Annotated in this window: 26 protein-coding genes; 12 read left to right on the plus strand and 14 right to left on the minus strand. The window is 44.5% G+C overall.

Features of this window, described 5'->3' with window-relative positions; translation table 11 throughout:
• Positions 1–226 precede the first annotated feature (226 nt).
• Entirely contained in the window at positions 227–526 is a 300-nt protein-coding gene (gene hisE, locus J7W08_RS10620) for a phosphoribosyl-ATP diphosphatase (protein WP_233084421.1), read from the plus strand.
• A gap of 7 nt (positions 527–533) precedes the next feature.
• Here the strand turns inward: hisE and J7W08_RS10625 are convergent, their stop codons facing one another.
• The gene (locus J7W08_RS10625; protein WP_233084422.1) at positions 534–1,409 is read right to left on the minus strand and encodes a CBS domain-containing protein; all 876 of its coding nucleotides are present in this window, start codon (positions 1,407–1,409) and stop codon (positions 534–536) included.
• A gap of 150 nt (positions 1,410–1,559) precedes the next feature.
• Here J7W08_RS10625 and J7W08_RS10630 point away from each other — a divergent pair, with 150 nt between their 5' ends.
• Positions 1,560–2,552, plus strand: coding sequence for an NOG1 family protein (locus tag J7W08_RS10630; protein ID WP_233084423.1), 993 nt, complete (start codon positions 1,560–1,562; stop codon positions 2,550–2,552).
• Here J7W08_RS10630 and J7W08_RS10635 read toward each other — a convergent pair whose 3' ends face one another.
• The 13 genes from J7W08_RS10635 to J7W08_RS10695 all read right to left on the minus strand — a co-directional run bounded on the left by J7W08_RS10635 (position 2,553) and on the right by J7W08_RS10695 (position 12,171).
• Positions 2,553–3,665, minus strand: a complete 1,113-nt coding sequence (locus tag J7W08_RS10635; protein ID WP_233084424.1) for a pyridoxal phosphate-dependent aminotransferase — start codon at positions 3,663–3,665, stop codon at positions 2,553–2,555.
• Positions 3,666–3,677: 12 nt separating this feature from the next.
• Positions 3,678–4,289 carry a 6-phospho-3-hexuloisomerase gene (gene hxlB, locus J7W08_RS10640; RefSeq protein ID WP_048193462.1) on the minus strand — a complete coding sequence of 204 codons (612 nt, stop codon included), beginning with the start codon at positions 4,287–4,289 and terminating at the stop codon, positions 3,678–3,680.
• A 45-nt stretch (positions 4,290–4,334) separates the two neighbouring features.
• Entirely contained in the window at positions 4,335–4,820 is a 486-nt protein-coding gene (locus J7W08_RS10645) for a hypothetical protein (RefSeq protein ID WP_233084425.1), read from the minus strand.
• Between the two features lie 15 nt (positions 4,821–4,835).
• A complete protein-coding gene (gene dipB / locus J7W08_RS10650; protein WP_233084426.1) occupies positions 4,836–5,195 on the minus strand; it encodes a divisome-positioning protein B in 360 nt (119 codons plus the stop codon).
• A 5-nt stretch (positions 5,196–5,200) separates the two neighbouring features.
• Entirely contained in the window at positions 5,201–5,836 is a 636-nt protein-coding gene (gene dipA / locus J7W08_RS10655; protein WP_048193465.1) for a divisome-positioning GTPase DipA, read from the minus strand.
• A gap of 124 nt (positions 5,837–5,960) precedes the next feature.
• Positions 5,961–6,968 (minus strand): phosphate uptake regulator PhoU, encoded by a 1,008-nt coding sequence (locus J7W08_RS10660; RefSeq protein WP_233084427.1) that lies wholly within the window; start codon positions 6,966–6,968, stop codon positions 5,961–5,963.
• 130 nt (positions 6,969–7,098) lie between these two features.
• A complete protein-coding gene (locus tag J7W08_RS10665; RefSeq protein WP_233084428.1) occupies positions 7,099–7,758 on the minus strand; it encodes a protein-L-isoaspartate O-methyltransferase in 660 nt (219 codons plus the stop codon).
• Positions 7,707–8,357 (minus strand): HVO_0476 family zinc finger protein, encoded by a 651-nt coding sequence (locus tag J7W08_RS10670; protein ID WP_233084429.1) that lies wholly within the window; start codon positions 8,355–8,357, stop codon positions 7,707–7,709. Before J7W08_RS10670 ends, J7W08_RS10665 begins: the two co-directional genes overlap by 52 nt.
• Positions 8,358–8,412: 55 nt before the next feature.
• Positions 8,413–9,282 (minus strand): agmatinase, encoded by an 870-nt coding sequence (speB, locus tag J7W08_RS10675; protein ID WP_233084430.1) that lies wholly within the window; start codon positions 9,280–9,282, stop codon positions 8,413–8,415.
• A gap of 20 nt (positions 9,283–9,302) precedes the next feature.
• Positions 9,303–9,686, minus strand: coding sequence for a translation initiation factor IF-5A (locus J7W08_RS10680; RefSeq protein ID WP_233084431.1), 384 nt, complete (start codon positions 9,684–9,686; stop codon positions 9,303–9,305).
• A gap of 325 nt (positions 9,687–10,011) precedes the next feature.
• Positions 10,012–10,713, minus strand: a complete 702-nt coding sequence (locus J7W08_RS10685; RefSeq protein WP_233084432.1) for a M57 family metalloprotease — start codon at positions 10,711–10,713, stop codon at positions 10,012–10,014.
• Between the two features lie 33 nt (positions 10,714–10,746).
• Positions 10,747–11,139 (minus strand): sensor histidine kinase, encoded by a 393-nt coding sequence (locus tag J7W08_RS10690; protein WP_233084433.1) that lies wholly within the window; start codon positions 11,137–11,139, stop codon positions 10,747–10,749.
• Between the two features lie 3 nt (positions 11,140–11,142).
• Positions 11,143–12,171, minus strand: coding sequence for a response regulator (locus J7W08_RS10695; protein WP_233084434.1), 1,029 nt, complete (start codon positions 12,169–12,171; stop codon positions 11,143–11,145).
• Positions 12,172–12,373: 202 nt separating this feature from the next.
• Here J7W08_RS10695 and J7W08_RS10700 point away from each other — a divergent pair, with 202 nt between their 5' ends.
• The 10 genes from J7W08_RS10700 to J7W08_RS10745 all read left to right on the plus strand — a co-directional run bounded on the left by J7W08_RS10700 (position 12,374) and on the right by J7W08_RS10745 (position 21,685).
• On the plus strand, positions 12,374–13,156 hold the full coding sequence (locus tag J7W08_RS10700) for a thermonuclease family protein (protein ID WP_233084435.1): 783 nt from the start codon (positions 12,374–12,376) through the stop codon (positions 13,154–13,156).
• Positions 13,157–13,219: 63 nt separating this feature from the next.
• Positions 13,220–14,020, plus strand: a complete 801-nt coding sequence (locus J7W08_RS10705) for an HAD family hydrolase (protein WP_233084436.1) — start codon at positions 13,220–13,222, stop codon at positions 14,018–14,020.
• A gap of 271 nt (positions 14,021–14,291) precedes the next feature.
• A complete protein-coding gene (gene atwA, locus J7W08_RS10710; RefSeq protein ID WP_233084437.1) occupies positions 14,292–15,908 on the plus strand; it encodes a methyl coenzyme M reductase system, component A2 in 1,617 nt (538 codons plus the stop codon).
• Positions 15,909–15,916: 8 nt separating this feature from the next.
• A complete protein-coding gene (gene mmp3 / locus J7W08_RS10715; protein ID WP_233084438.1) occupies positions 15,917–17,503 on the plus strand; it encodes a methyl-coenzyme M reductase-associated protein Mmp3 in 1,587 nt (528 codons plus the stop codon).
• Positions 17,503–17,937 (plus strand): methanogenesis marker 6 protein, encoded by a 435-nt coding sequence (locus J7W08_RS10720; RefSeq protein WP_233085769.1) that lies wholly within the window; start codon positions 17,503–17,505, stop codon positions 17,935–17,937. Before mmp3 ends, J7W08_RS10720 begins: the two co-directional genes overlap by 1 nt.
• 9 nt (positions 17,938–17,946) lie before the next feature.
• Entirely contained in the window at positions 17,947–18,402 is a 456-nt protein-coding gene (locus J7W08_RS10725; protein WP_233084439.1) for a methanogenesis marker 5 protein, read from the plus strand.
• Complete coding sequence (locus J7W08_RS10730; protein ID WP_233084440.1) at positions 18,399–19,640, plus strand: methanogenesis marker 15 protein; 1,242 nt, start codon at positions 18,399–18,401, stop codon at positions 19,638–19,640. Before J7W08_RS10725 ends, J7W08_RS10730 begins: the two co-directional genes overlap by 4 nt.
• 5 nt (positions 19,641–19,645) lie before the next feature.
• Entirely contained in the window at positions 19,646–20,257 is a 612-nt protein-coding gene (locus J7W08_RS10735; RefSeq protein WP_233084441.1) for a methanogenesis marker 17 protein, read from the plus strand.
• Positions 20,241–21,176 (plus strand): methanogenesis marker 7 protein, encoded by a 936-nt coding sequence (locus J7W08_RS10740; RefSeq protein WP_233084442.1) that lies wholly within the window; start codon positions 20,241–20,243, stop codon positions 21,174–21,176. The genes J7W08_RS10735 and J7W08_RS10740 overlap by 17 nt, the downstream gene beginning before the upstream one ends.
• 26 nt (positions 21,177–21,202) lie before the next feature.
• Positions 21,203–21,685: a carboxymuconolactone decarboxylase family protein gene (locus J7W08_RS10745; RefSeq protein ID WP_233084443.1), complete on the plus strand. Its 483-nt coding sequence runs from the start codon at positions 21,203–21,205 to the stop codon at positions 21,683–21,685.
• The last annotated feature ends 70 nt before the right edge of the window (positions 21,686–21,755 follow it).

The following is a 21,755-nucleotide window of genomic DNA, read 5'->3' on the forward strand; positions in this document are numbered from 1 at the left end:
ATTATCTCCGGAATATTCAGTGTTTAGTATTCAGCGTTCGATACCTACAGCATATGGTTACTGTTACAATATTTATTTTTGAAGAACTAGGTATAAATAAGCATCGGGTAATTGAAATCCTTTTTAAAGGAGTAGCACAATAGCTAAGTTATCCGATCCTAGGTTCCGGAAAAATGTTTAATAATTAAATTTACAACAAAAAAATGTTTATAATGGAGTTTTCCCAATGGCTGATGCAGATATGTCTGTCCTGAACGAAGTATTTGATGTGATAATGGATCGCAAGAACAATCCTGTTGAGGGATCATACGTTTGTTCTCTTCTTGAACACAGGAAAGGGATCAATAAGATCCTTGAAAAAGTGGGTGAAGAGACTGCAGAAACGATCCTTGCTGTAAAGGACGATGACAAAAAAGAGATCATCTACGAGACTTCTGACCTTTTGTTCCATCTTCTTGTCATGCTGGCGGCAACAGGTGTAAGCCTTGAAGATATCTCTGAAGAAATGAAAAAAAGAAGGCATTAAGGTCGTATCAGTATACGACCAATTCATGCAATACGTCTGTTTTTGAAATCATTCCTTTTGGAACTCCCTCAACTGTGACAATTAGTCTGCCGATGTTGTGATCATCGAACATTTTCACAGCATCACTGAGGGACGATTCGCCGTCTATTGTGATGATGTTCTTCGTCATGATATCTTTTACTTTGAGGTTGATCTTGCCACTTGCAAGAGTTTCCCCGATATCCATGAAAGTTGCTATGCCTACTATCCTTCCATGCTCTTCTACCGGAGCACCATGTATCTTATTTTTGATAAATACACGTGCAGCTTCCTGAATGGTTGCGTTTGCATCGACCGAGATCGTATCTTTCTTTATATAATGCTTAACTGACTTCTTTGGCAGGGAAACCATTTCGGTTATCTTGAACAGTAACAGATTTTCTGTATCATCTCGTCCAACTACCTCTCCCCTTACTATCAGGCGGTTTACCGGTGTGGGTCCTACCTGAACAAGGTCTCCTCCGGCGAATTCCTTGATATTTCCTAGCACTTTCAGTCTGCCGCTGCACATTTCAGGATGCCTTACTGTTGTAAAACTGATCTCTGCAACAGTAGCTCCCTTGACCATGTCCTCATTTCTGTATAGTGGAACTTCGGCTTCCTTGTCCATGGATGTAACATTCAGTGCTTCATATGCTGCACCTGTAGCGCGATAACCGCCTTTTGGACCGGGTACACCTTCGACTAGTCCCAGCATCTTGAGTGATTGCATCTGGTTCCTTACGGTACCGGGGTTCCTGTCTATAAGCTCAGCGATCTCTTCGCCTTTTACTGCTGAATCCTTCTGACGTTGAAGGTTGATCAATTCGATAATTATCTCTTTTTGAATAGGTGTAAGTTCCATGAGATCACCGTTTTCTTTCGATAAACTTACTCAAAAGAACTATATATACATGTTGTAGGATTTGAAATGGATGATAATGAAAAATACTTCTCAAGGAACAAAACTATATAGCTTACGAGAGTTTCAGCCTGAATATAAAAGGTAAAAATTATGATATTTGAGAAGATTCACACTGTCCCTACTTCTGATGAACTTATAGACAAGGCATTTCGAAGAGCTACGCGTGCAAAAGCAGGCAAGACCGTAAGGGACAAGGATAGTGCCATGAGGGCGCATGAATCAATGATCATGACCTCCGGTAACATTCTTTCTGATAACCTGTCGAACATTGTCAGGCGTTTCCCGAATTTTGATGACCTCCCTGAATTCTATTATGAGCTCGCTGACATAGTGGTAGGTGTTGATGATCTTCGTCAGGCCCTTGGTGGGGTTGACTGGGCAAGTAACAAGCTCCATGAGATATCCAGGGAGTATGTTGGTAAGATCCGTAGTAGCAAGGATCCTGTTTCAACACGTAAAGAGGCATTTGGACGTATGGGATCTATAATGTCAACTGTCAGCAAACACCTCGTTTTCCTGAACGAGGCCCGCAATCTGCTGAGGACGCTTCCTGATGTGCGTGATGAGCCTACCATTGTTGTGGCCGGCTATCCGAACGTGGGAAAATCCAGCTTTGTTTCAATGATCACCGGTGCAAGTCCTGAAGTTGCATCCTATCCTTTCACAACTAAAGGTGTTCTGATCGGTCATTTCATGCGAGGTCTTGAACGTTATCAGGTGATCGATACTCCTGGTCTTCTGGACAGGCCGATGGCTGAACGAAATGATGTTGAAAGGCAGGCAGTAACTGCTATTAAATACCTGGATGCTGTTGTGCTCTTTATCCTCGATGCAAGTGAGACATGCGGTTATGAGATTGAAGACCAGAAGCGCTTGCTGGATGAAGTTGTCCAGAACTTTGAACTGCCGGTCTACGTGGTGGCGAACAAATCTGATCATCCAAGGTTCGAACTGCCTGAATTTGTAGATGTGAAAATGTCTACTGCTACTGGTGAGAACATTGATTCCATTGTAGACAAGCTTGTCGAAATGATCGACGAGAACAAAAAAGAAAATGAAGATGATCAGTCTCTCTTTGACTGATTAAAGTACTTTTTTCATGATCTCAAGTGCCCTGTTGATATCCTCCATGGATGTGGCATAAGAGATCCTTATATAACCGTCACCGTTCTGTCCAAAGGCAGTTCCGGGTACTACTACAACACCGTTTGATATCAATTTTGTAGCAACTTCTGCACTGTCATCCACCTTTGGGAACATGTAAAATGCACCTTTTGGTGTTTCACATTCCATTCCAAGCTCATTGAGACCTTTAACAAGTACATCCCTGCGTCTTTTGAACTCGTCACGCATTTCAAATACTGATTCCTGTGGTCCGGTGATGGCTGCAAGTGCAGCTTTTTGTGCAATTGAGTTGGCACAGGCCTGTACGTACTGGTGAACTTTCAGCATCTGTTCAGTGTATTCCTGATTGGCAGCAGTATAGCCCACGCGCCATCCGGTCATGGAGTATGTTTTGGAAACTGCATTGATGGTGATCACATTATCCGTGAACTGTGCAGGGCTTACGTGTTCCCCTTCATAGATGAAGTACTCATAGACCTCATCAGAAATGAGAGTGACATTATGATCATCTGCAATATCTGCATAAGCCTTCATATCGGCTTTTGAAAGTACTCCGCCGGTGGGGTTACATGGGGAGTTAACGATAATTGCTTTTGTTTTCGGAGTGATTCTCTCAAGAACGTTCTCCGGTCTCATTGTCAGGTCTTCCCCGAGCGGAACTCCGACAACTTTTCCTCCCATAAATCCCGTTAGTGCATTGTATGATACAAATCCGGGATCTGCGATCATGACCTCGTCACCGGGATCGACAAGTGCTGCAAGAGCTATCTCGAGTGCCTCGGATGCTCCGGATGTTACTATGATGCCGTCCGGGCTGACCTCGAATCCATTGTCCCGTTCGAATTTGCGGCTCAATGCTTCTCTTAATTCTACAATGCCTGATCCGTAGGTGTATCCTGTAAATCCCTCGTTAATGGCATCGATGGCTGCCTGCCTTATGTGTGCAGGCGTGTCAAAATCGGGCTGGCCAAGGCCAAGGTTGATAGCATCTGATCCGGCAGCTTCGAACATCTTCCTGATGCCGGATATATCTACATTGAGAACCCTTTGTGCAAATTCTTTGGAACTCATGTCAGATCCTCTTTACTCAAGTTTGGCGTGACGTGATTTCAGATCGTCCTCGGAAGCTCCGGTAATGGAGATAAGTTCTGCTACCATTGCATCCAGGAAAACGAGTGATGATATCTCAAAGGATGTTCCAAGTGGTGTGAGGTGTGAATATTCTCCTCGCATATGCCTTTCGAGGTAGCCTCCGGTATCGTCCTTTGTTCTTCCTTTGATCTCCATGGCGATGTCAGAAAGATTGCCAAGGGTTGATTCCTTGTTTGATGTTACTGTGATAAGGGTTGCACCGATATCTTTTGTGATCCTGCCAAGGTCTGAGATAGATCTTGTTTCTCCTGATCCGGATATTGCAATTACTGCATCTCCTTTACGGACTGCAGGAGTAGTTGATTCTCCGACGACATAGGATCGCAGTCCAAGGTGCATCAGGCGCATTGCAAATGCTTTTCCCACGAGACCGGAACGACCTGCTCCCATGACAAAGATGCTGTCAGCTTCCATGATTTGTGTTAACATCTGTCTGATGTCTTCTTTGTCAATGCTTTCGGCTACACTTTCGAGATGATGTGCCATAAGCTCGATGGATGAGATCAAATGTTCGCACTCTGTTGAAGATATTATATCTTTCATTAACTATATTCCTCCTGCACTTAAGGGCAAGTATCAGCGCTTACCTTACTCTTTGTATATAATCTCTTTTATGCTCCAGCCTTTTATCTTCCTGAATTCATCTGAAAGCTTGGTAATATCCGAATCGTCGCCGTTCCAGTAGATGTCCAGATTAGCATCACCGGTCTTCAGTTCTTCGATAATATTCTCTGCCAGGTGGAACAGTGCTTTGTTGCTATGGAATGGCACATTGAACATGGCGCGATATCCATTATCTGCTTTAGCATATGATACCAGCACATATCCATTGCTTTCATAGTTGGTTATGGAATCAAAATCACAAATAAGCTCGGTTTCGTAGACTGCTGATTTATCTACTTTTGAGATGGCAATAAGGGTCTGGCCTACTACGACATCAGGGGTCTGCCGGCCAAACCATACCGATATCTTACCATAAGTGCAGACCACATTCACGTCGTCACTTCCCATCTCATAGGATGAAAGGGAATGGACCTGGACGTTGGTCCTGGATCTATCGTAAGAGTTTTTCATTAATTTACCACGCGGTTATTTGTTTGACACAAGTGCACTTATCATGTCACGATCTTTTTTCAGTGTTTTTAACTTATTTGCAGGCCCAATTACAGTAAGTCTGGTGCGTACAACATTCTTCTTGAACAGCTTTCCGATCAACGAGCCATCTGGTTGTGAAGGGTAACTTTCCATTTCAATGCCTGCAAAGTCATCCGGCTGGATCTGTGTCATGGTCATTTCGATAAGAGTTGCCTCCTCTTCGGGAGTGAGTCCTTTCTCAAGAACAAGGATCTTGCCACTCTTGACCTCGTCTATAATAAATCTGATCTTCTCAACAGGTGGCATCTTTGCAAGCCTGTCCTCTGAGACCAAGTCCATTTGAATACCCTGCATTGCGATCACCCAAACCTCTTAGCGATCTCATCATAGAAAGTTTCTATGTTCTTTCCTTCAAGGGCTGATATTGCTACCATTGGATGCTGTGGGAATGCTTCTCTTATTGTAGATGGGGATGACTCCGGCAGATCTACCTTGTTCGCAACGATCAGCAGAGGCAGGCTTCGTGCTTCCATGTTGCCTATGACCGTTACATTGACCTGTGTGTAAGGGTCTTCCGTAGCATCCATCACCAGGATAACTCCGTCAAGGTTCTCCAGCCATTTCACAGCTTCAATAACACCTTCAGTAGCTTCCTTTGCTCTTCTCTTGGATTCTGCTTCATTCATACCCTGTTCCATGAACTCATGGAAATCGATCTTGGTAGCAAGACCCGGGGTGTCAATAATATCAAGGCTAATGGAACCGCCGTTGGACTGTATGGTCACACCTTCTCTACGCCTTGCACGGCGTGTTTCGTGAGCAATGTGTGAAACAGAACCCATTGCGTCACCGGTCCAGTCCCTGACTATCCTGTTTGCAAGAGTTGTCTTCCCGGCATTAGGCGGACCATAGATTCCTATCCTTGCATTCTTTTTGTTAAACAACTTCTTGAAGAAGTTTGAAAAATTTTTCTTAAAAGATCTTATTACGCCCATCCATTTCCTCCGAGTTAGATCGTGATATCTACTAAAATCTATGATGATTTGATATTACTCATACCTTATAAATAATCGCTTAAATTTTCATTTGATCCTGTTCCGTCCTGACCTCATTGGACCATTATTTGCTCTGGACAATTGCCATTGACAGATTGATCGCAAATTCTGCAATATTTGCCCCGTACTCTCCTATTCTGTCGATACTGTCTGCCACGGTCCCCAGCGCCACAATCGCTTCAGGGGAATCAAGGTCAAGAAGTGATGCGTTCAGTTCATTTATCCTTGCTTTCGTACCATCGACCTTTGATATCACCTGGTTGGCAAGATCAGTGTTCTGGTTGTATAATGCATCTATGGCATCTTCCACCATATCCCTTGAAGTGGTGCTGGAGCTTTCGATGAGTGCCATGGTATCTGCCGGTATCGGGCTGTCAAGTGTGGCTGCTATCTTTGCTATCTTGAATGCGTGGTCTGCGATACGTTCCAGTGAACTTGCAGAAAGACGCAGGTCGTGGTACTCATCAATTGTGGTCTCTGATGTATCGGGAAGGCGGCTTCCCCGAAGTACTGTCCTGAACTGTTTTGAAATAAGCAGGAAAAGCCTGTCCACTTCGTCATCACGTTCGATAACATCAAGCGCAAGGTCGTGGTCCTGGGTTTTCAGTGCCTGCATTGCGTCCTTCAACATTGAATTTGATATCAGGAACATTCTCCTGACACTTTTTTTAATTGAAACCTCGTTGGGATTCAAAAGGTCCTGGATCAGCACAGAGTTTGCGGTCTCTTCGATGATCTCCGGCCCAATGAGCTTGTAACAGATGTTCCTTATGATCTTCTTTTGCTCAGCCTGTATTCGGTTGGCCCTGATCTCAATTATGTCCGGACCCGATAGATATGCTGCTATCAGCAGCCTTACAAGTTCGTCTCCAAAGCATGCGTTAACATCAATAATATTCTTTTTTTTAGAGTTTCTGGAACTTCCCTCAGCTGCAATGTTTAGGGTTCCATCTTGCTGTGGCTGGAGCGTTACCTGTGAACCAGTTGTAATTCCGGCACGTTCGGCCCACTTCTTTGGAAGGGATACAATATATGTGGATCCGCCGGTCTGCTGTATTTTTCTAGTTTCCATATAATCCGCCTATCTCAGGTCATAAATCTATGTATGAGTATATAGTTTGGCGTGTGTATATATGTTTAGGAAAAGTTAGGTTAGATAAGTAAAAAATATTGTTAAAAAGCATGGTTTGCTGATATGATCTTCAATATCCATACTTCCCAATAAGTGGCACAAAAATAACAGCTCCCCAAGACTTGTAGCTGACCTTGCCTTTCATATCTTTTTTCACAACGACAAGTTGCTGCTCACCATTGCCTACCGGGATCGCCATTATGCCTTCAGGTGCCAGCTGATCAATAAGTGGTCGTGGAACTTCCGGTGCTGCAGAGGTCACACTGATCCGTTCATAGGGTGCATGTTCGGCTAGGCCACAGGACCCATCGTCCTGAAGAACGGTGACATTCCTGTATCCTGCTCTTTTGAGGTTCTTCTCTGCAAAATAAGCCAGCTCGGGTATGCGTTCCACTGTATAGATGTGACCTTCATCTCCTACAAGTTCTGCCATAACAGCAGCATTGTAGCCCGACCCACTTCCAACCTCCAGGATCTTCATTCCACTGGAAATGTCCAGCAGTTCACACATGATCGCGACCATGTGTGGTGCCGAGATCGTCTGGTCATGCCCGATAGGGAGGGGCATGTCCATATATGCGGTCTCCTGAAATCTCTCAGGTACAAAAAGGTGCCTTGGGACGTGCATCATCGCGCCAAGGACTCTGTCACTGATCCCGTTTATCTTCAGGGAATCTATCAGTATCTTTCTTCTCTCTTCGAACTCCATGAAGTCTTTGCCTCTCCCCATCCTCTTTTATGTGCTTCGGTAGCAAAGATACGTTTGATATACTTAGCAGGAACTCGATCTCCTTTACGGGACTGGAATCCTCCATCCCTTATCTTGATCTTGGTTATGTGGAAATCCTTCCTTTCAGCATTGTAGTTCTGGCCTACAACGAACTCGAATTCTCCCGGCACTCTTTTTTCCACAGATGTCGATCCGTTGCGGACCTTTATTGATATCTTTGTGGTAACTTCGTCTGTGGCACGTCCCCAGATTACATCGATGTTCTCGATCGCTTCCCGGTCTAACCGACGACCGCCTGATTCGATAGCAGTGACGATGATCGGGTATACCTCATCTGCTTCTTCATCATCTACCACAAGTTCGTCATCGATATAGATCATTTCTCCGGCGTCGATGTCTGTGTGAAGTGTGAATGAAACGTCATCCTTGCTGACGATAACCTTAACTTTAACAGGCTTTTTTTCTTCGATTGTAGCGGGATGCACTGCTCCGCATTCGTGGCATTGGACTACAGGGTTCTGTCCTGGTCTTAAAACATCATGTCCCACTGCATCCTTTGGTGAACACATTGGGCAAACTACTATTATTTCCTCTGTCATGGTCTCTGTCCATATGATTGTTGGGGGTGTGTATAAACTTAACCATGAAGAAATATCAGTTCATTGAAGCAGCGTGTGCAGCAATGAATTCGCGGATAAGTTTTGTACCAAGGATGGCAGTTTGGCCGCTGTCATATTCGGGTGCGATCTCCACTACATCGAAACCCACTGACATGGGGGCAAGTCCTCTTACGATATCTCTTACTTCCACAGAACTAAGGCCGAATGGTTCCGGTGTTCCCAGTGCAGGTGCATATGCAGGATCGAGGGCATCCATGTCCAGTGACAGGTAGATGCTGTCGCAGTTAAGATATTCCTTTATTTCCTGAACAAGTACTTCGGGTCCCTTGGTAGCGACATCCTCAGGTGTATAATAACAGATGTCATTATCTTTTGCGAAATCCCATTCTTCCCTTGGGCCACTTCGTACACCTATGGTCACATAATTATCAGTGACCTCGTCACGTATATGTCTTGACACGCAGGCATGGTTGTACTTCACACCTTCAAATTCATCACGAAGGTCAAAATGTGCATCCAGTACGACAACTCCAAATTCTCCATCTGCGTTCTTCGCACAGGCTTTAACACATGGTAGGGTAAGGGAGTGTTCTCCGCCCATCATTATGGGTATCTTTCCTTCATCAGTAATTCCAATGACGTCCAGATAGAGCTCACTAAGCACATCTTCGACCAGAACTCCTGCTTCGAAGTTCCCTGCATCATATATGGGAAGCTCAGCAAGATCAATGTCAAAAAAAGAGTTATAACTTTCAAAATTTGCAGAGGCACTCCGCATAGCATCCGGAGCCCATCTGCTCCCGGCACGGAATGAGGATGTACGATCAAATGGTACTCCAAAAAGGACATACTCGGCAGATTCGGGATCTGCCAGTGCATCCATCATGCCAGGCCGGTAGAACATATTATCCCTTTAAAAAGGGTTTATCTAAGGTCGATCTTCATCTTGCCCATGGATGTAAGGTATGTGATATCTCCGCCTTCAACGACTCTGTCCTTGAACTGTTCAGGGACGGATAGTTCGAATGTGGAGTAATCTTCCATGTCCATGAGTTGAGCAACATCTCCGGAAATGGACAATACCTGTGCTGTCTTACGTTCTACGATTGGAACGTATGTCTTGGCGGAAACTGAGCTTATAATGGAACGCTTCTGACCGTCGAAGATACCAATTGCTTCGATTCTTGCCTTTGCGGAACCATGCTTACCTGGTTTTGATTTTGTGATGCTCTTGATCACACATGGTTCATCACCTTCAAGTACGTACTTACCTTCTTTAAGTTCTTTAACCTCTACCTGCTGTTTCATTTATGATCCTCCTGTCACTCGTAAAAAAGCGTCAAGTTTTTTATTAATGGATAAATCTGTGCTTATAATTCTACGTTCTGTATAAGAAGTTAACGTATAAAGCCTTTCAAATGAGTGGAGGTTTCTAAACTATTTAAATTAATGTCCTTCTGAACGTTCTTTTCAGCTATCATTTAAAAGCCCAAGTTCTTCAAGCTTTCTTTTTGAAGGCTTTCCACTTTGATGCCAGTCCCGGAAGTGGAATAATCAGACAGAACGCCCTCAAACGCTTTCCTTTCATTTTTATCTCCGGGTAATTGTTCTGCTCAATTTTACAACGTGGCGGTCACTTCATCTCTTTGAGAAGTTCATTCTCAAGCCGCTTCCTTCTTTTGTGATATCGTAACCAGCCTACTCCAAGATATCCTGATATCCCAATGGCTATCAATATGCTTATGACTATAAGCGGATAGGTTGTTTCTACAAGAAGTGGATTCAGATTCTCCCTTTGCTCATAGGTGGGGTACATAATGTCCCTTATGTCATTGCTGTGGCCAAGTCCAAGGGCATGACCAAGTTCATGAGTGACAAGTTGTTCCATATTGTCATCGCCGTATTGTTGCCAGGAATAACCTTTGTAATCCCCTACCTCCAGGACGATGTCTGCGTGGACGTATCGACCATTAGCGATCATCGGTCTGCAAAAACCGGCAACTCCTTCTTCTGCACCGGTGACCTCTTCCATATTCTCCACCCACATTATGTAGATGTCTGCATCAGAAGTATTGGTAAGTTCAAAAACAGGTGTGTAACTAAGCTTTCCGTTTCCACCATTTTCCCAGTATTCCAGGGCCCTGATCACCGTGGGTTGATATGATGGGCTGTAATGCGGGGGTGTGTTCTGCTCATCTATATACACTGTAATTGGGGAATGGTCCCATGGTTCTTCTAAGAATTTGGGATATTCCTTTTCACCTAACAGGCTGGAACCCGGAATTACAAGTGCAATTATAAGCAGTGCTATGATTATTATTTGCCTGGTGTTCATAATCTCTCATTCGTTGCAAAGTTGCTTGCTACATTAGAGTTTATTTTCAAAGGATAAGTCTTTTTTGGAAGGGACTAAATTCCGGAAGTTGATAGTATACTTTGAGCCTGAACTTCCATCAATATGGATCTCGCCCTGGATCTGTTCTACAAGTTCATTTACCAGTTTTAGGCCAAGGGTGTCTGTTTCTAATATATCCTTTACAGAGAATCCAATGCCATCATCTTCTACTATAAGGGTGAAACGATCGTCAATTTGCTGGAAACTAATGGAGATGGTTCCCTTTCCATCCGAGAAAGCATATTTGAAACTGTTTATAATAAGCTCATTTAATATCAACCCCAGATTCGTTGCGGTATCAAAGTTCATGAAAATGTCCTTTGATTCGATATTTATGTCTATTAACTCGATCTGGTGTTCGTTCATGTGCTACAGGTAGTTCACGACATCCTGCACATAATTGGAAAAATTGACTTTTCCCTTCTCTTTTGAACGGTAAATTCTCTCATTGGCAATTGCGATTGAATGGACTCTGTCCCTGCTTTTCTCGAAAGCACTGGCAATATCCGGGTCACTGAATTTGGATGACTCAAGGTCAAGAAGGCTGGAAATTACCTGAAGATTGTTCTTGATCCGATGATGTATCTCCTTCTCATGTATCTCCTCTGCTTTGATAAGTGCCTCTTCAGCCCTTTTTCTATCGGTTATGTCTTCCCCCGAGCATAAGACTCCGATGATCTCTCCCTCTCTGTCATGCAGGAGTGAGTTATGCCACTGTATGTGTCTCTCCTTGCCATCCAATCTCAGAATTGGGGCTTCGAAGCTTTCTAAGCCTTCTGTATTCCCTCCGATAAAACGGTAGAATTGTTCAATTCCCTCTTTTCTGTATCTTTCGGGCACCAGTGTTTCGTAAAAGTCTGCTCCGATCAAAGAACCATCTCTGCAACCGATTATCTCGCATCCTTTTTTATTCATTAGCTGGATCTTTCGGTCAGTACCAAAAACCGTGATCATAACTCCGGCAATGTTCAGGTAATTGCGTGCAAGGTTGCGTTCAGATTCATTCTTCTCGTTAAGTTCCTTGATCTTTAGAAGTGATCGGATCCTTGTTTTAAGTTCCAGCTGATCAACAGGTTTTGTCAGGAACTCATCAGCACCGGCTTCAAATCCTTTTATGCGATCTTTCCTGTTTGAAAGGGCGGATACTATTATCACAGGTATAAATTGGGTGCGTGGATCATTTTTCAATATGTTGCAAACTTCGTATCCTTCTATATCAGGCATCATAATGTCTATCAGAACAAGGTCGATGTCTTCTTTTTTAATGATGTCAAGACCCTCTTTTCCATTGTAAGCAGTTAGTACTTCATAGTCAGAGGTCAGGTAGGCCTCCATCAGTTCTAAGATCTTCTGGTTATCATCGACAACCAGTATTTTTGGTAAAGTGTGGTTCTGCAATCTAGTTACCTTCCTGTGGATAAAATTGTTCTATTGAAGGACACTTACTAACGTAACAAGTTTCCTTTGCTAACCTTGTATATATAGTAAACTATTATCTTTCGGTATGATATATTTCTGAAAAGTATCATCTCTTTTTTTCTATTTTTGACACGTTGGTATTTGGAGGAAACTTGAAATATCTTGATGAAAACCTCCTCCTATGCGTAAGATCATTTTGAGTCTGTTCCTCTTAAGTTCCATCCTTTCACTATCAGGATGTGTTGGCCCTGATGAGGCAGCTCCGGAGCTAACTGTTACTTTTGCAAATGTGACAGAGGTTATCGATGGGGATACCTTTGTCATATCTACTGGTGAGAAGGTCCGTCTTATCGGGGTGGACACTCCTGAAAGGGGGGAGCCATATTATGATGAAGCAAAACAGTATATGATCGACAATCTTCCTGGAAGGACGGTCAGGCTCGAAGCAGATGTGAGCGATACGGATCGATATGGACGTCTGTTAAGATATGTCTGGCTTGATGGTAGTATGGTGAACAATGATCTGGTGCTTTCGGGATTGGCGGTTTCAAAAACCTATGAGCCGGATACATACTATCAGGATCAACTGGAGGGCTCTGAATCCTATGCAATGGAAAGGGGCGTAGGATTATGGTCTGAGGCAGCCTCTCAGGAAGTATCAAAGACTATTATCTCTTATCTTGATGCAGGAAAATATGTGGGGCAGACGGTAACTGTTGAGGGAACTGTGGTGCGCACAACAAAACATGATGGGAATGGTATTATTTACCTCAATTTCCATGATCCTTATGAAGGTTATTTTACTGTCGTGATCTGGTCGGAAGATTGGGACCGGTTCCTGCAGAGTCCTGAGGTTTACTATGATGGCAAGCATGTGATGGTGACCGGGAAGGTCATTGAATACAAAGGCAGTCCTGAGATAATTGTTGAGAACCCTGCTGAAATTGTTATCGTAAGTGATTGAAAGGATCACTTCTCTTTTTTGAGAACATAAGATTAATAATTGGTTATGTCGAATCATACCAACATGCAAAAAAGCATAGCTGCAGTTTTTGATAGTGCAGGAACCCTGTTACACATGTATCGTGTGGCAAAGGATATTAACAGCGGGAAAACGATCACAGGTGTGGAAAGTACTGCTCTTGTAGCTCAGCGCAAGGGTCGTGCACTGATAGTGCTTCATACAGAGCCGGCTGTGATCCTTAGTGTTGACCGCAACATGCGCGTTATTGATTTCATTGAAGATCATGGGGTAGCTATCGATATAAGTTGTGCAAGTATTCCTTTTTCTTTGGACGAGGCTTATGATATAATCAAGGATAGCAATATTAAGATAGGTGATATCCTTCAGGTGGTCGATGCGGTGAAGGTCCATTGCCCTAAAATATTCTATGTGGCAGCAGGCATAATCGTTGATAGAAATGATCACACTGTTCCATATGTCCTAAGTACAGGAGGCCGAATGTTCCATGATACTAAGGGTACCATCGATCAATTGAAAGCACGCGGGGTGGATGTTTATATTGCATCAGGTGACAGCAGACGAAATCTCAAGCAGCTTGCAGGATGCATCGATATACCTATGGAAAGGGTGTACGATATTGCCACTACCCGCGAAAAGGCACGTATAGTTCTTGACCTGAAAGAGAAATATGACCGTGTTTTGATGGTTGGCGATGGTATGAATGATATCCTTGCCTTGAGGGCTGCGGATATTGGCGTTGTAACGCTTCAACAGGGGGATGAACGCCCCGAAAAACTGGAGAGATCTGCAGATGTGGTGATCAGGGATATCAGGGAAGTTCTGGACATCGTTGATTCTCTGTAATGCAATTTTTGCTGTTGTCTGAATGCGGTATTGCTTCGTTTGATATTGTTTTTGAATGTTAACGGCGATATGGCAATGCGTTATGTTTATGTACTGCATTATGTAATGCTGATATATCCGTAGAGGATAAATTCTTAATAATGTTTCAAATTCAAACGTAGTATAAGCGACACTTTAGCGGTTTTGTACAGAAAGTACAAATCTGTTAAGTAGCATAAAATATCATGTAACAAACAGGTACTTACGCTCAGCCAATATCGGAGGAAAGCAAATGTCATTGTTCATTGAGGTCAAAGACCTGACTATATCTTATGATGGTGTTAATGTTCTGAAAAACATTAATCTTAACATCAATGAAGGTGAGGTCATTGGAATTTTGGGTCGAAGTGGCGCAGGAAAAACCATCCTGATGCACGCTTTGAGGGGAGCCGAAGAATATGAGAATATCTCTGGTTCGATCATCTATCATTTGGCAAGATGTGATAAATGTGATCATATCGATCCGCCAAGCAAGGTAGGTGAAACATGCCGTCACTGTAAGGGTGACGTGATGAAAGCATTTGATGCGGACTTTGTTGCATTGTCCCTTCATGCTCACGAACGCAAAAACGTTTCCAAACGGATCGCAATCATGCTCCAGCGTACGTTCGCACTGTATGGTGATGACCAGGTAGTTGCAAATGTCATGAACTCTCTTACTGAGATCGGTTACACTGGTAATGATGCTATGTCAAGGGCAATGGAGCTTCTTGAGGATGTACGATTGTCCCATCGTATGATGCATGTTGCACGTGACTTAAGCGGTGGGGAAAAACAGAGGGTAGTTCTTGCAAGACAACTTGTAAGAAATCCAATGCTGCTTCTTGCTGATGAACCTACAGGTACCCTTGACCCAAGGACTGCAGATGTTGTCCACGATGTCATCGAAAGGGCTGTTAAGGCTTACAACATGACCATGGTAATTACATCTCATTGGTCCGATGTTATCGAGGAGCTTGCAGACAAGGCCATCATCCTCGACGATGGCGAGGTCGTCATGGAGGGTGATCCCCATGAGGTCGCAACTGAGTTCATGAAGATGGTATCACACATTGAAAAGAACGAAAATATCGTTCTTGGTGAACCTATTATCGATGTAAAGAACCTTGTTAAGAAATACATCTCTGTTACCAGGGGTGTCGTACATGCTGTCAATGATGTTTCCTTTGAAGTAAAGGAAGGAGAGATCTTTGGTCTTGCAGGTACCAGTGGTGCAGGGAAGACAACAACCTCTGAGATCCTCATGGGTATCGTGCAACCTACAAAAGGAGATATTCGCGTGCGTGTGGGTGATGAATGGATCGATATGACAATTCCGGGTCCTGACAACAGGGGTCGGGCTACCAAATACATGGGTATCCTGCATCAGGAATATGGACTTTACACTCACAGAAGCATTATTGATAACCTGACAGAGTCTATCGGCATCGATCTTCCTTACGAGCTTGCAGTTCGCAAGGCAATAAAAACACTAATTGCTACCGGTTTCTCTGAAGAGAAGGCAAAGTCTATCCTGCCAAAGATGGCTGATGACATTAGTGAGGGTGAGAGGCACAGGGTTGCTCTTGCACAGATCCTTATGAAAGAGCCAAACATCATTGTGATGGACGAACCTACCGGTACAATGGATCCTATCACTAAGATAGAGGTTACAAGGTCCATTCTTAAGGCACGTGATGAGATGGGTGACACATTTGTTATCGTTTCACATGACATGGATTTCCTGCAGGAAGCATGTGACCGCGTTGCCCTAATGAGGGATGCTAAGATAGTAGCTGTTGGCGAACCTAATGATGTTCTTTCCCAGCTTACCGAGGAAGAACGCTTACTTGTTGCGCAGGAAGCATAAGTTTAAAATTGAGCTCCCTATATTATGTAGTGGAGGCGATAATCCTGAGCGGTAAGATTAGTGTTGAGGTCAATAATAATCAGGTAGCATTGCCCCCGGGTTCTACTCTGGGGGATGCTATTAAAGCATCGCAGGCTCCTTACAGGAAAGGTACCGCTATAGGTATTCTTAAGAAGGACGAAGGTCGCAAAAGCGGTGCTATAATAGATTATGTGGTGAAGACCTCGAAAGGGGACTTCAGGATCGAACTGGAAGGCGATTCAGCATCTGCCGATGTATGGGCAGAGCATTTTAATGAATATGAAGGTACAAAGGTTCGTTGGGATTCCAGGGATGCATTGGCATTTGGTCCCTTCAAAGCTGACATTGTGCCAACTCATTCTTTATTATCACTAAACAAATATGATGTTGTTTTCGGAGCAGGCGGCCTTGACCCGGATAACACTCATATGATAATTGCACTGGAGGACCATTCTTCGGAATATGGTACTCCGGAAGATGGTATTTTTGGTAAGGTCGTAAGCGGGATAAATATCCTGTCCGAGCTTGGCAGCGGTGACAGCATAATTGGCATTGAGCCTGCTCTGGAATGGGAAGAGACCGGAGAGCATGTGTGTACCACTGACCTGAATACGGTCATTGAGGAAGGTTTCAGGATATTCACTTACATAGAGGTCGAGATCGACCCGGAAGCACCTGAGGGTGCAGAACATTTCTTTGCGTTGACGCGAGATGGTACCTTCGATGTGGGATTTGTTTCAAGCTCTTTTATTTCTGATCATTCATTGCATGGCGAGATGTGCAAATTTGAGAATTTTGATCCCCGGACAAAAGGTTCGGTATGGGTCAGGACAGTGGGTTACGGGACTGGAAAGATGTTCATCGCTAAGGATGACAGGCCTGCAAGTATCATGCATTCGGTTGTAGGAAATCTTTCTCACGGAATAGAGCTTGTCCAGATGGCAGAGTCCGACCAGAAGCTGATGGTGAAAACCTCTCCTGAACCGGTCTGGCTTTTAGGCCTGTCCTTTAAGGAAGCTGAAGATAAGCTTTCATCTCTTGGCATTGAGCTTGTAAAGCAGGGTTATACTGAAGATGATGCTGTTATCGTTGAGCAGAAACCTGCACATAGTATTGATGTTCTGAAGGAAGGAAAGGTGGAAGTTGTAGGTGTTCCGGACTCAAAGCTTGTGAACGTTGAACTTTATGACGAACTTGCTCCCAAGACACTTGATTTCTTCAGGCATGCTATCGACCTTCAGTTCAAACCGGTTGGTGCACTGCCCATCATGATGACGTATGAGAATACGTACATCTTCAAGGCAGAGAAATCCGCTGAAAAATACAAGGAGATCCTGCCCGAGAACGTTCCTCAGGGAAAGGTGGCAGCAGGTGAACTTGGTGTTACTAACCAGGCAGCAAAAAGGCATGGTATGGTCGGTGTGAAGCTTGAGGACGATGACATGTTCGGTCCTACAGGTGAGAAGTTCACAAGTACGAATATCATAGGCCGTATCCTTGAGCCTGAAAAACTTAAGGGCATGAAGGACGGGGATATAATGTATGTTATTGAAGCTACAGGGAGTGATCAATGATGGCTGAAGCTATTGAGGATAATATCACCAAGATCGTTGTGATAAGTTCTGACAGCGTCCTGCCAATGGACGCAGCCATGAAGGTATATGAGTCCGAGGACGCCATCACTATCAAAGAGACCTGTTTCGGGACAATGGTGAATGGTCCCAGGGATGCTGTTAACAGGGTTGTGGAAACCCTCCGCTCCATGGACCGCAATCACATATTTGTTAAGGAAAGGGGCTTTAAGCCTGGTGCGGAAGTAAGATGTCGTGCCGGAAGGGGCGGTGGCCCAAGGCCTGGTTTCCATTTCCTGAGGGAAGAGGTTAGCATGCTTCCAATGATAGGCAGGGCACTGGACGAGTATGATGCCGGTGAGCCGCTTGAAGAAAAGGAAGTTCCCCAAAAACTGGATGTATCGAAGTTGAAAAAGATCATTGATTCAGAATTATGAGGTGTTATTTTGGCAAAAGTTATCATTTATCCAACAAACAGCCTTATCCTTTCCGACATGGTCGAGAGATTCGGGCATGAGCCTCTTGCTATGATGGAGAAGATACGCGAGAAGATCACTACAGTGGGTGTGGATTCTCCTCCTTTGAACATAACTCCCGAGGGACCAAAGCATGGTCTGAAATATGCAGCTGTGGAAGTTCCGGCAGGTGTCAGGGGCAGGATGTCCATCATTGGTCCGCTAATCGATATTGCGGAAGCTGCAATTATTGTCGGTGATGCGTCCATAAGCTTTGGATGCATGGGATGTGCACGTACAAATGAGCTGACGAAGTTTCTCATAAGGGAGAAGGACATTCCTGTTCTTGAAATACAATATCCTCACACGGAAGAGGAAGGAAAGGCTTTCGTGTACAATATAGCAGAGTTCCTGAAAGCCTTGCCAACCGGGGGTGATGATGAATGAGTGAAAAAGATCAGGTATTGATAGCACTTGTTTCATGTGGAAGTGAGTATGCAGGTGTCCAGAAAGAGCTGGAAAGTGCTGCAAGCACCCTGAATGCAAAGTTGGTCTACCCTGAGATGGATGTTGCATCACTTGACACAATAGGTATGGAGTTTGGGCTGGAAGTCGCAAGCCCTGACCTGAAGCTCATGATGGCAAGGGCAAAAGCAGTTGTAGAAGGCGTTGCCAAGGTGGATGGTGTGTTCGTGACATCATGTTTCCGCTGTGCAGAAGCTGCTATTGTCAGGAATGAGATCCGCAGGTATATTTTCCAGAACTCAGGGCTTCCTGTTATCAGTTATTCATTTACTGAACGTACTACGGCAGCAACTTTGCTGACCCGTCTTGAAGCACTGACCACCATTGCAAGAAGGAAGCACTTACTTGCCAGGGAACATCAGGTCGGCATCACTGCCGGAATCGATTCCGGCTCGACCACAACCAAGGCAGTTGTGATGAAGGACGATGAGATCATCGGTGAGGGCTGGGTCCCGACAATCAAGGTTCTTGAAAGTGCGGATACTGCTCTGCAGCAGGCACTGGACCAGGCAGGATTGAAGAGGGAAGATCTCCAGGCAATAGGTACTACCGGTTACGGTCGTTTCCTGATAGGTGAGCATTTCAATGCTGATCTTGTGCAGGAAGAGATCACCGTGAACTCAAAAGGCGCCGTTTATCTTGCAGGCAAGCAACAGGGCAGTGCAACTGTCATCGATATTGGCGGAATGGACAACAAGGCCATATCCGTACAGGATGGTATTCCCGGCATGTTCACAATGGGTGGTATCTGTGCCGGTGCTTCTGGTCGCTTCCTCGAGATGACCTCTAAGCGTCTTGGTGTTGAGATCACAGAACTTGGTGACCTTGCTGTGCGGGGTATGGAAAAGAACGTGGAAATGAACAGTTACTGTATCGTTTTCGGTATCCAGTCCCTTGTAAACTCCCTTGCGAAAGGTTCGATCCCTGAGGATGTAGCCGCTGCAGCTTGCCACAGTGTGGTCGAGCAGATATTTGAACAGCAGCTTCAGGAAGTGGAAGTTAAGGAACCACTCATCCTTGTAGGCGGTTCTTCGCTCATTGCAGGTGTTCCAAAAGCCCTCGGCGATCTTTTGAAGGTCGATGTGCTCGTGCCTCCACATTCACAGCTTATCGGTGCTGTGGGTGCAGCACTTCTGTCATCCGGTTTTGTAAAGGGGTGATCTTCATGGAACCCCTTGAGATATTCATTGTAGAGACTACCGAGCCTTCTGAGGCAAAAGCATACGAAAGCATAATGAAGGATATTATCTCTGAGCTTGCTTTTGTAAGGACCATTGGTAGGATAAAAGTGAGGATAAGGCCCGAGGACTCGCTGTTCATGATGGCCATCGTCCTTCGTAGTGGTCTTCCTCCTATAAAGGCAAAGGAGATATCGTCTACCGAGCTCGACAGGCCCGGATCAAAGGTGGTAATCACTGTGACGGATGAGAAGACGATCCCTCAATTCCTGGAAAAACTATGGACACAATTTGGAAGGGCGAATGTCATACAGCCTCAGAGGAATCTGATCGAGGTGATCTCTGATGACCTGGAGGCAACTGAAGATTCAATCGGTGATATTGTTGTAGATGATCCGGAAAAGTCCCTTCGTGAAAGGCTTGCGGATATGGCAATACGTGCCACTCCTGAGGGTTTCAGGATACGTTACCATTCTCTTGATGATGGTAAGTTCATATTTGTGGCATCAGAGGATACTATGCAACAGGAATGGATAGACGAGGCCCGTGTAATGCTTGAAGATCTGACAGGAGATGATGTTAATGGCAGCAGTGCTTGAACCATATATCTATGAAGGCGGTATTCACAAACACAGTCTCATCCTTGAACTGCTGGAAGACCTTGGTGGTTATCTTGTACAAAAGACCCCTGCTTCCACAGAAGTAACCCTTGTCATGCTTATTCCGAAAAAAGATGTTCCTCTTGTGGAGGAACTTTGCAATAAATTGCTGGGGAAACTTACTTCTGCCCCTCTCACAGGTACTGAGATCGCAGTTGTATCACCTACCCTGGCTTCACATCACCTTCCACATTCAGCATGTGATGTTGCAGAATTCCTGCGTCGAGGAGGTGCAAACACCAACATGATAGGTCTTGCAAGAGGAATGGGAAGAAGGGTAGCACTTTCAGCAGACTATGAAAGGAGACTTATCAACGAGCACGATGTTGCAGTGTTCTCCTTCGGCACTTTCAAGGATTGTATCATCAACAAGAAGCCAAAGCTCTTTGAAGGGATCGACATTCCGATAATTGTTACCGGTGGACCGGACCTTAAAACAGAGGATGTTCCCGGTTGTGATATCTATGTGGGGGGTATTGGCAGGGTCGCCCACAGGATGAGGAAAGGCCCTGAACTCGATGCAATGGATGTACTTAATGAAAAGGTCGGTGAGATCATAAACCTCAAGAGGGAGAGGATCTCAAAAGATCCGCTTGTTGTGCTTCCTGCAAGGCTGATGAAGGAAGTGCAGGAGCAGGTTCCTGATATCCATGATGTTCTTACACCCGCACCAATTACACTTCAGCTCGATGGAATGAGGGTTAAATTGCCGTTTGAAGAGTATCATGAAGCTATTGGTAACATTGAGTTTGATGAAGGTTTCAAACTTTCAGATATTGCGGACATCATGCCTTCAAAGATGAAGAACTATGTTCTGATAAAGATCAAACGCAGGTCTGAGGTAGGATCAATAATTTAATTATATTAGTAGTAGTGAGGATCATTATGGATTTCGAAAAGATCAGGGAGATTGTGGAAAAAGAGCCTGATGAGGCAGTTTCGGAGGTATTGGAGGGTGTCAGGGAAAGATATGGTGAGGTTCCCTATATCCTGAACTTCATGAAGGATATGCCAGACCTTCTGATACCAAAAGTGATGTATGACAATTCCATCATGAGGGAGTTCGAAAGGCTTGATCCCAAGACCATCGAACTGATATGTATCGGCGTTTCTTCTGCAATTCGCTGTGATCACTGTATGAAGATGCACATTCGTGTGGCACACAGGCTCGGTCTCACAAAAGAAGAGATATTTGATGCTGTCCTGATCGGTGGCGCAATGTCCAATGCGTCTGTCCTTGCAGAAGGTACCAGAGCTCTTGATCTTGAGTTCAATGGCTCGAAACCCGACTGTGATGAGGAATGTGATGTCTGTAACATCGCTCCCGGTAATAATCGCAATGGCTGTAAGGTCGACAATGAAGATTAATTTTCATTGATGTATCACTAACAAAAAATGAGTATCAACAATTAATAACAGAAATGAGTGATGTCCACTT

The organism is Methanococcoides orientis (assembly GCF_021184045.1).
Classification (GTDB): Archaea; Halobacteriota; Methanosarcinia; order Methanosarcinales; family Methanosarcinaceae; genus Methanococcoides; species Methanococcoides orientis.

Excerpts from the sequence above, each read along its gene's own strand:
- dipB (WP_233084426.1), bottom strand. The coding sequence starts at position 5,195 with ATGCAGGGTATTCAAATGGACTTGGTCTCAGAGGACAGGCTTGCAAAG.
- J7W08_RS10665 (WP_233084428.1), bottom strand. The coding sequence starts at position 7,758 with ATGGGGAGAGGCAAAGACTTCATGGAGTTCGAAGAGAGAAGAAAGATA.
- J7W08_RS10645 (WP_233084425.1), bottom strand. The coding sequence starts at position 4,820 with ATGAAAAACTCTTACGATAGATCCAGGACCAACGTCCAGGTCCATTCC.
- J7W08_RS10745 (WP_233084443.1), top strand. The coding sequence starts at position 21,203 with ATGGATTTCGAAAAGATCAGGGAGATTGTGGAAAAAGAGCCTGATGAG.
- J7W08_RS10630 (WP_233084423.1), top strand. The coding sequence starts at position 1,560 with ATGATATTTGAGAAGATTCACACTGTCCCTACTTCTGATGAACTTATA.
- J7W08_RS10720 (WP_233085769.1), top strand. The coding sequence starts at position 17,503 with ATGGCTGAAGCTATTGAGGATAATATCACCAAGATCGTTGTGATAAGT.
- hisE (WP_233084421.1), top strand. The coding sequence starts at position 227 with ATGGCTGATGCAGATATGTCTGTCCTGAACGAAGTATTTGATGTGATA.
- J7W08_RS10735 (WP_233084441.1), top strand. The coding sequence starts at position 19,646 with ATGGAACCCCTTGAGATATTCATTGTAGAGACTACCGAGCCTTCTGAG.
- J7W08_RS10660 (WP_233084427.1), bottom strand. The coding sequence starts at position 6,968 with ATGGAAACTAGAAAAATACAGCAGACCGGCGGATCCACATATATTGTA.
- J7W08_RS10685 (WP_233084432.1), bottom strand. The coding sequence starts at position 10,713 with ATGAACACCAGGCAAATAATAATCATAGCACTGCTTATAATTGCACTT.
- atwA (WP_233084437.1), top strand. The coding sequence starts at position 14,292 with ATGTCATTGTTCATTGAGGTCAAAGACCTGACTATATCTTATGATGGT.
- J7W08_RS10670 (WP_233084429.1), bottom strand. The coding sequence starts at position 8,357 with ATGACAGAGGAAATAATAGTAGTTTGCCCAATGTGTTCACCAAAGGAT.
- J7W08_RS10625 (WP_233084422.1), bottom strand. The coding sequence starts at position 1,409 with ATGGAACTTACACCTATTCAAAAAGAGATAATTATCGAATTGATCAAC.
- J7W08_RS10635 (WP_233084424.1), bottom strand. The coding sequence starts at position 3,665 with ATGAGTTCCAAAGAATTTGCACAAAGGGTTCTCAATGTAGATATATCC.
- dipA (WP_048193465.1), bottom strand. The coding sequence starts at position 5,836 with ATGGGCGTAATAAGATCTTTTAAGAAAAATTTTTCAAACTTCTTCAAG.
- speB (WP_233084430.1), bottom strand. The coding sequence starts at position 9,282 with ATGTTCTACCGGCCTGGCATGATGGATGCACTGGCAGATCCCGAATCT.
- J7W08_RS10700 (WP_233084435.1), top strand. The coding sequence starts at position 12,374 with ATGCGTAAGATCATTTTGAGTCTGTTCCTCTTAAGTTCCATCCTTTCA.
- J7W08_RS10730 (WP_233084440.1), top strand. The coding sequence starts at position 18,399 with ATGAGTGAAAAAGATCAGGTATTGATAGCACTTGTTTCATGTGGAAGT.
- J7W08_RS10690 (WP_233084433.1), bottom strand. The coding sequence starts at position 11,139 with ATGAACGAACACCAGATCGAGTTAATAGACATAAATATCGAATCAAAG.
- J7W08_RS10705 (WP_233084436.1), top strand. The coding sequence starts at position 13,220 with ATGCAAAAAAGCATAGCTGCAGTTTTTGATAGTGCAGGAACCCTGTTA.
- hxlB (WP_048193462.1), bottom strand. The coding sequence starts at position 4,289 with ATGAAAGATATAATATCTTCAACAGAGTGCGAACATTTGATCTCATCC.
- J7W08_RS10680 (WP_233084431.1), bottom strand. The coding sequence starts at position 9,686 with ATGAAACAGCAGGTAGAGGTTAAAGAACTTAAAGAAGGTAAGTACGTA.
- J7W08_RS10740 (WP_233084442.1), top strand. The coding sequence starts at position 20,241 with ATGGCAGCAGTGCTTGAACCATATATCTATGAAGGCGGTATTCACAAA.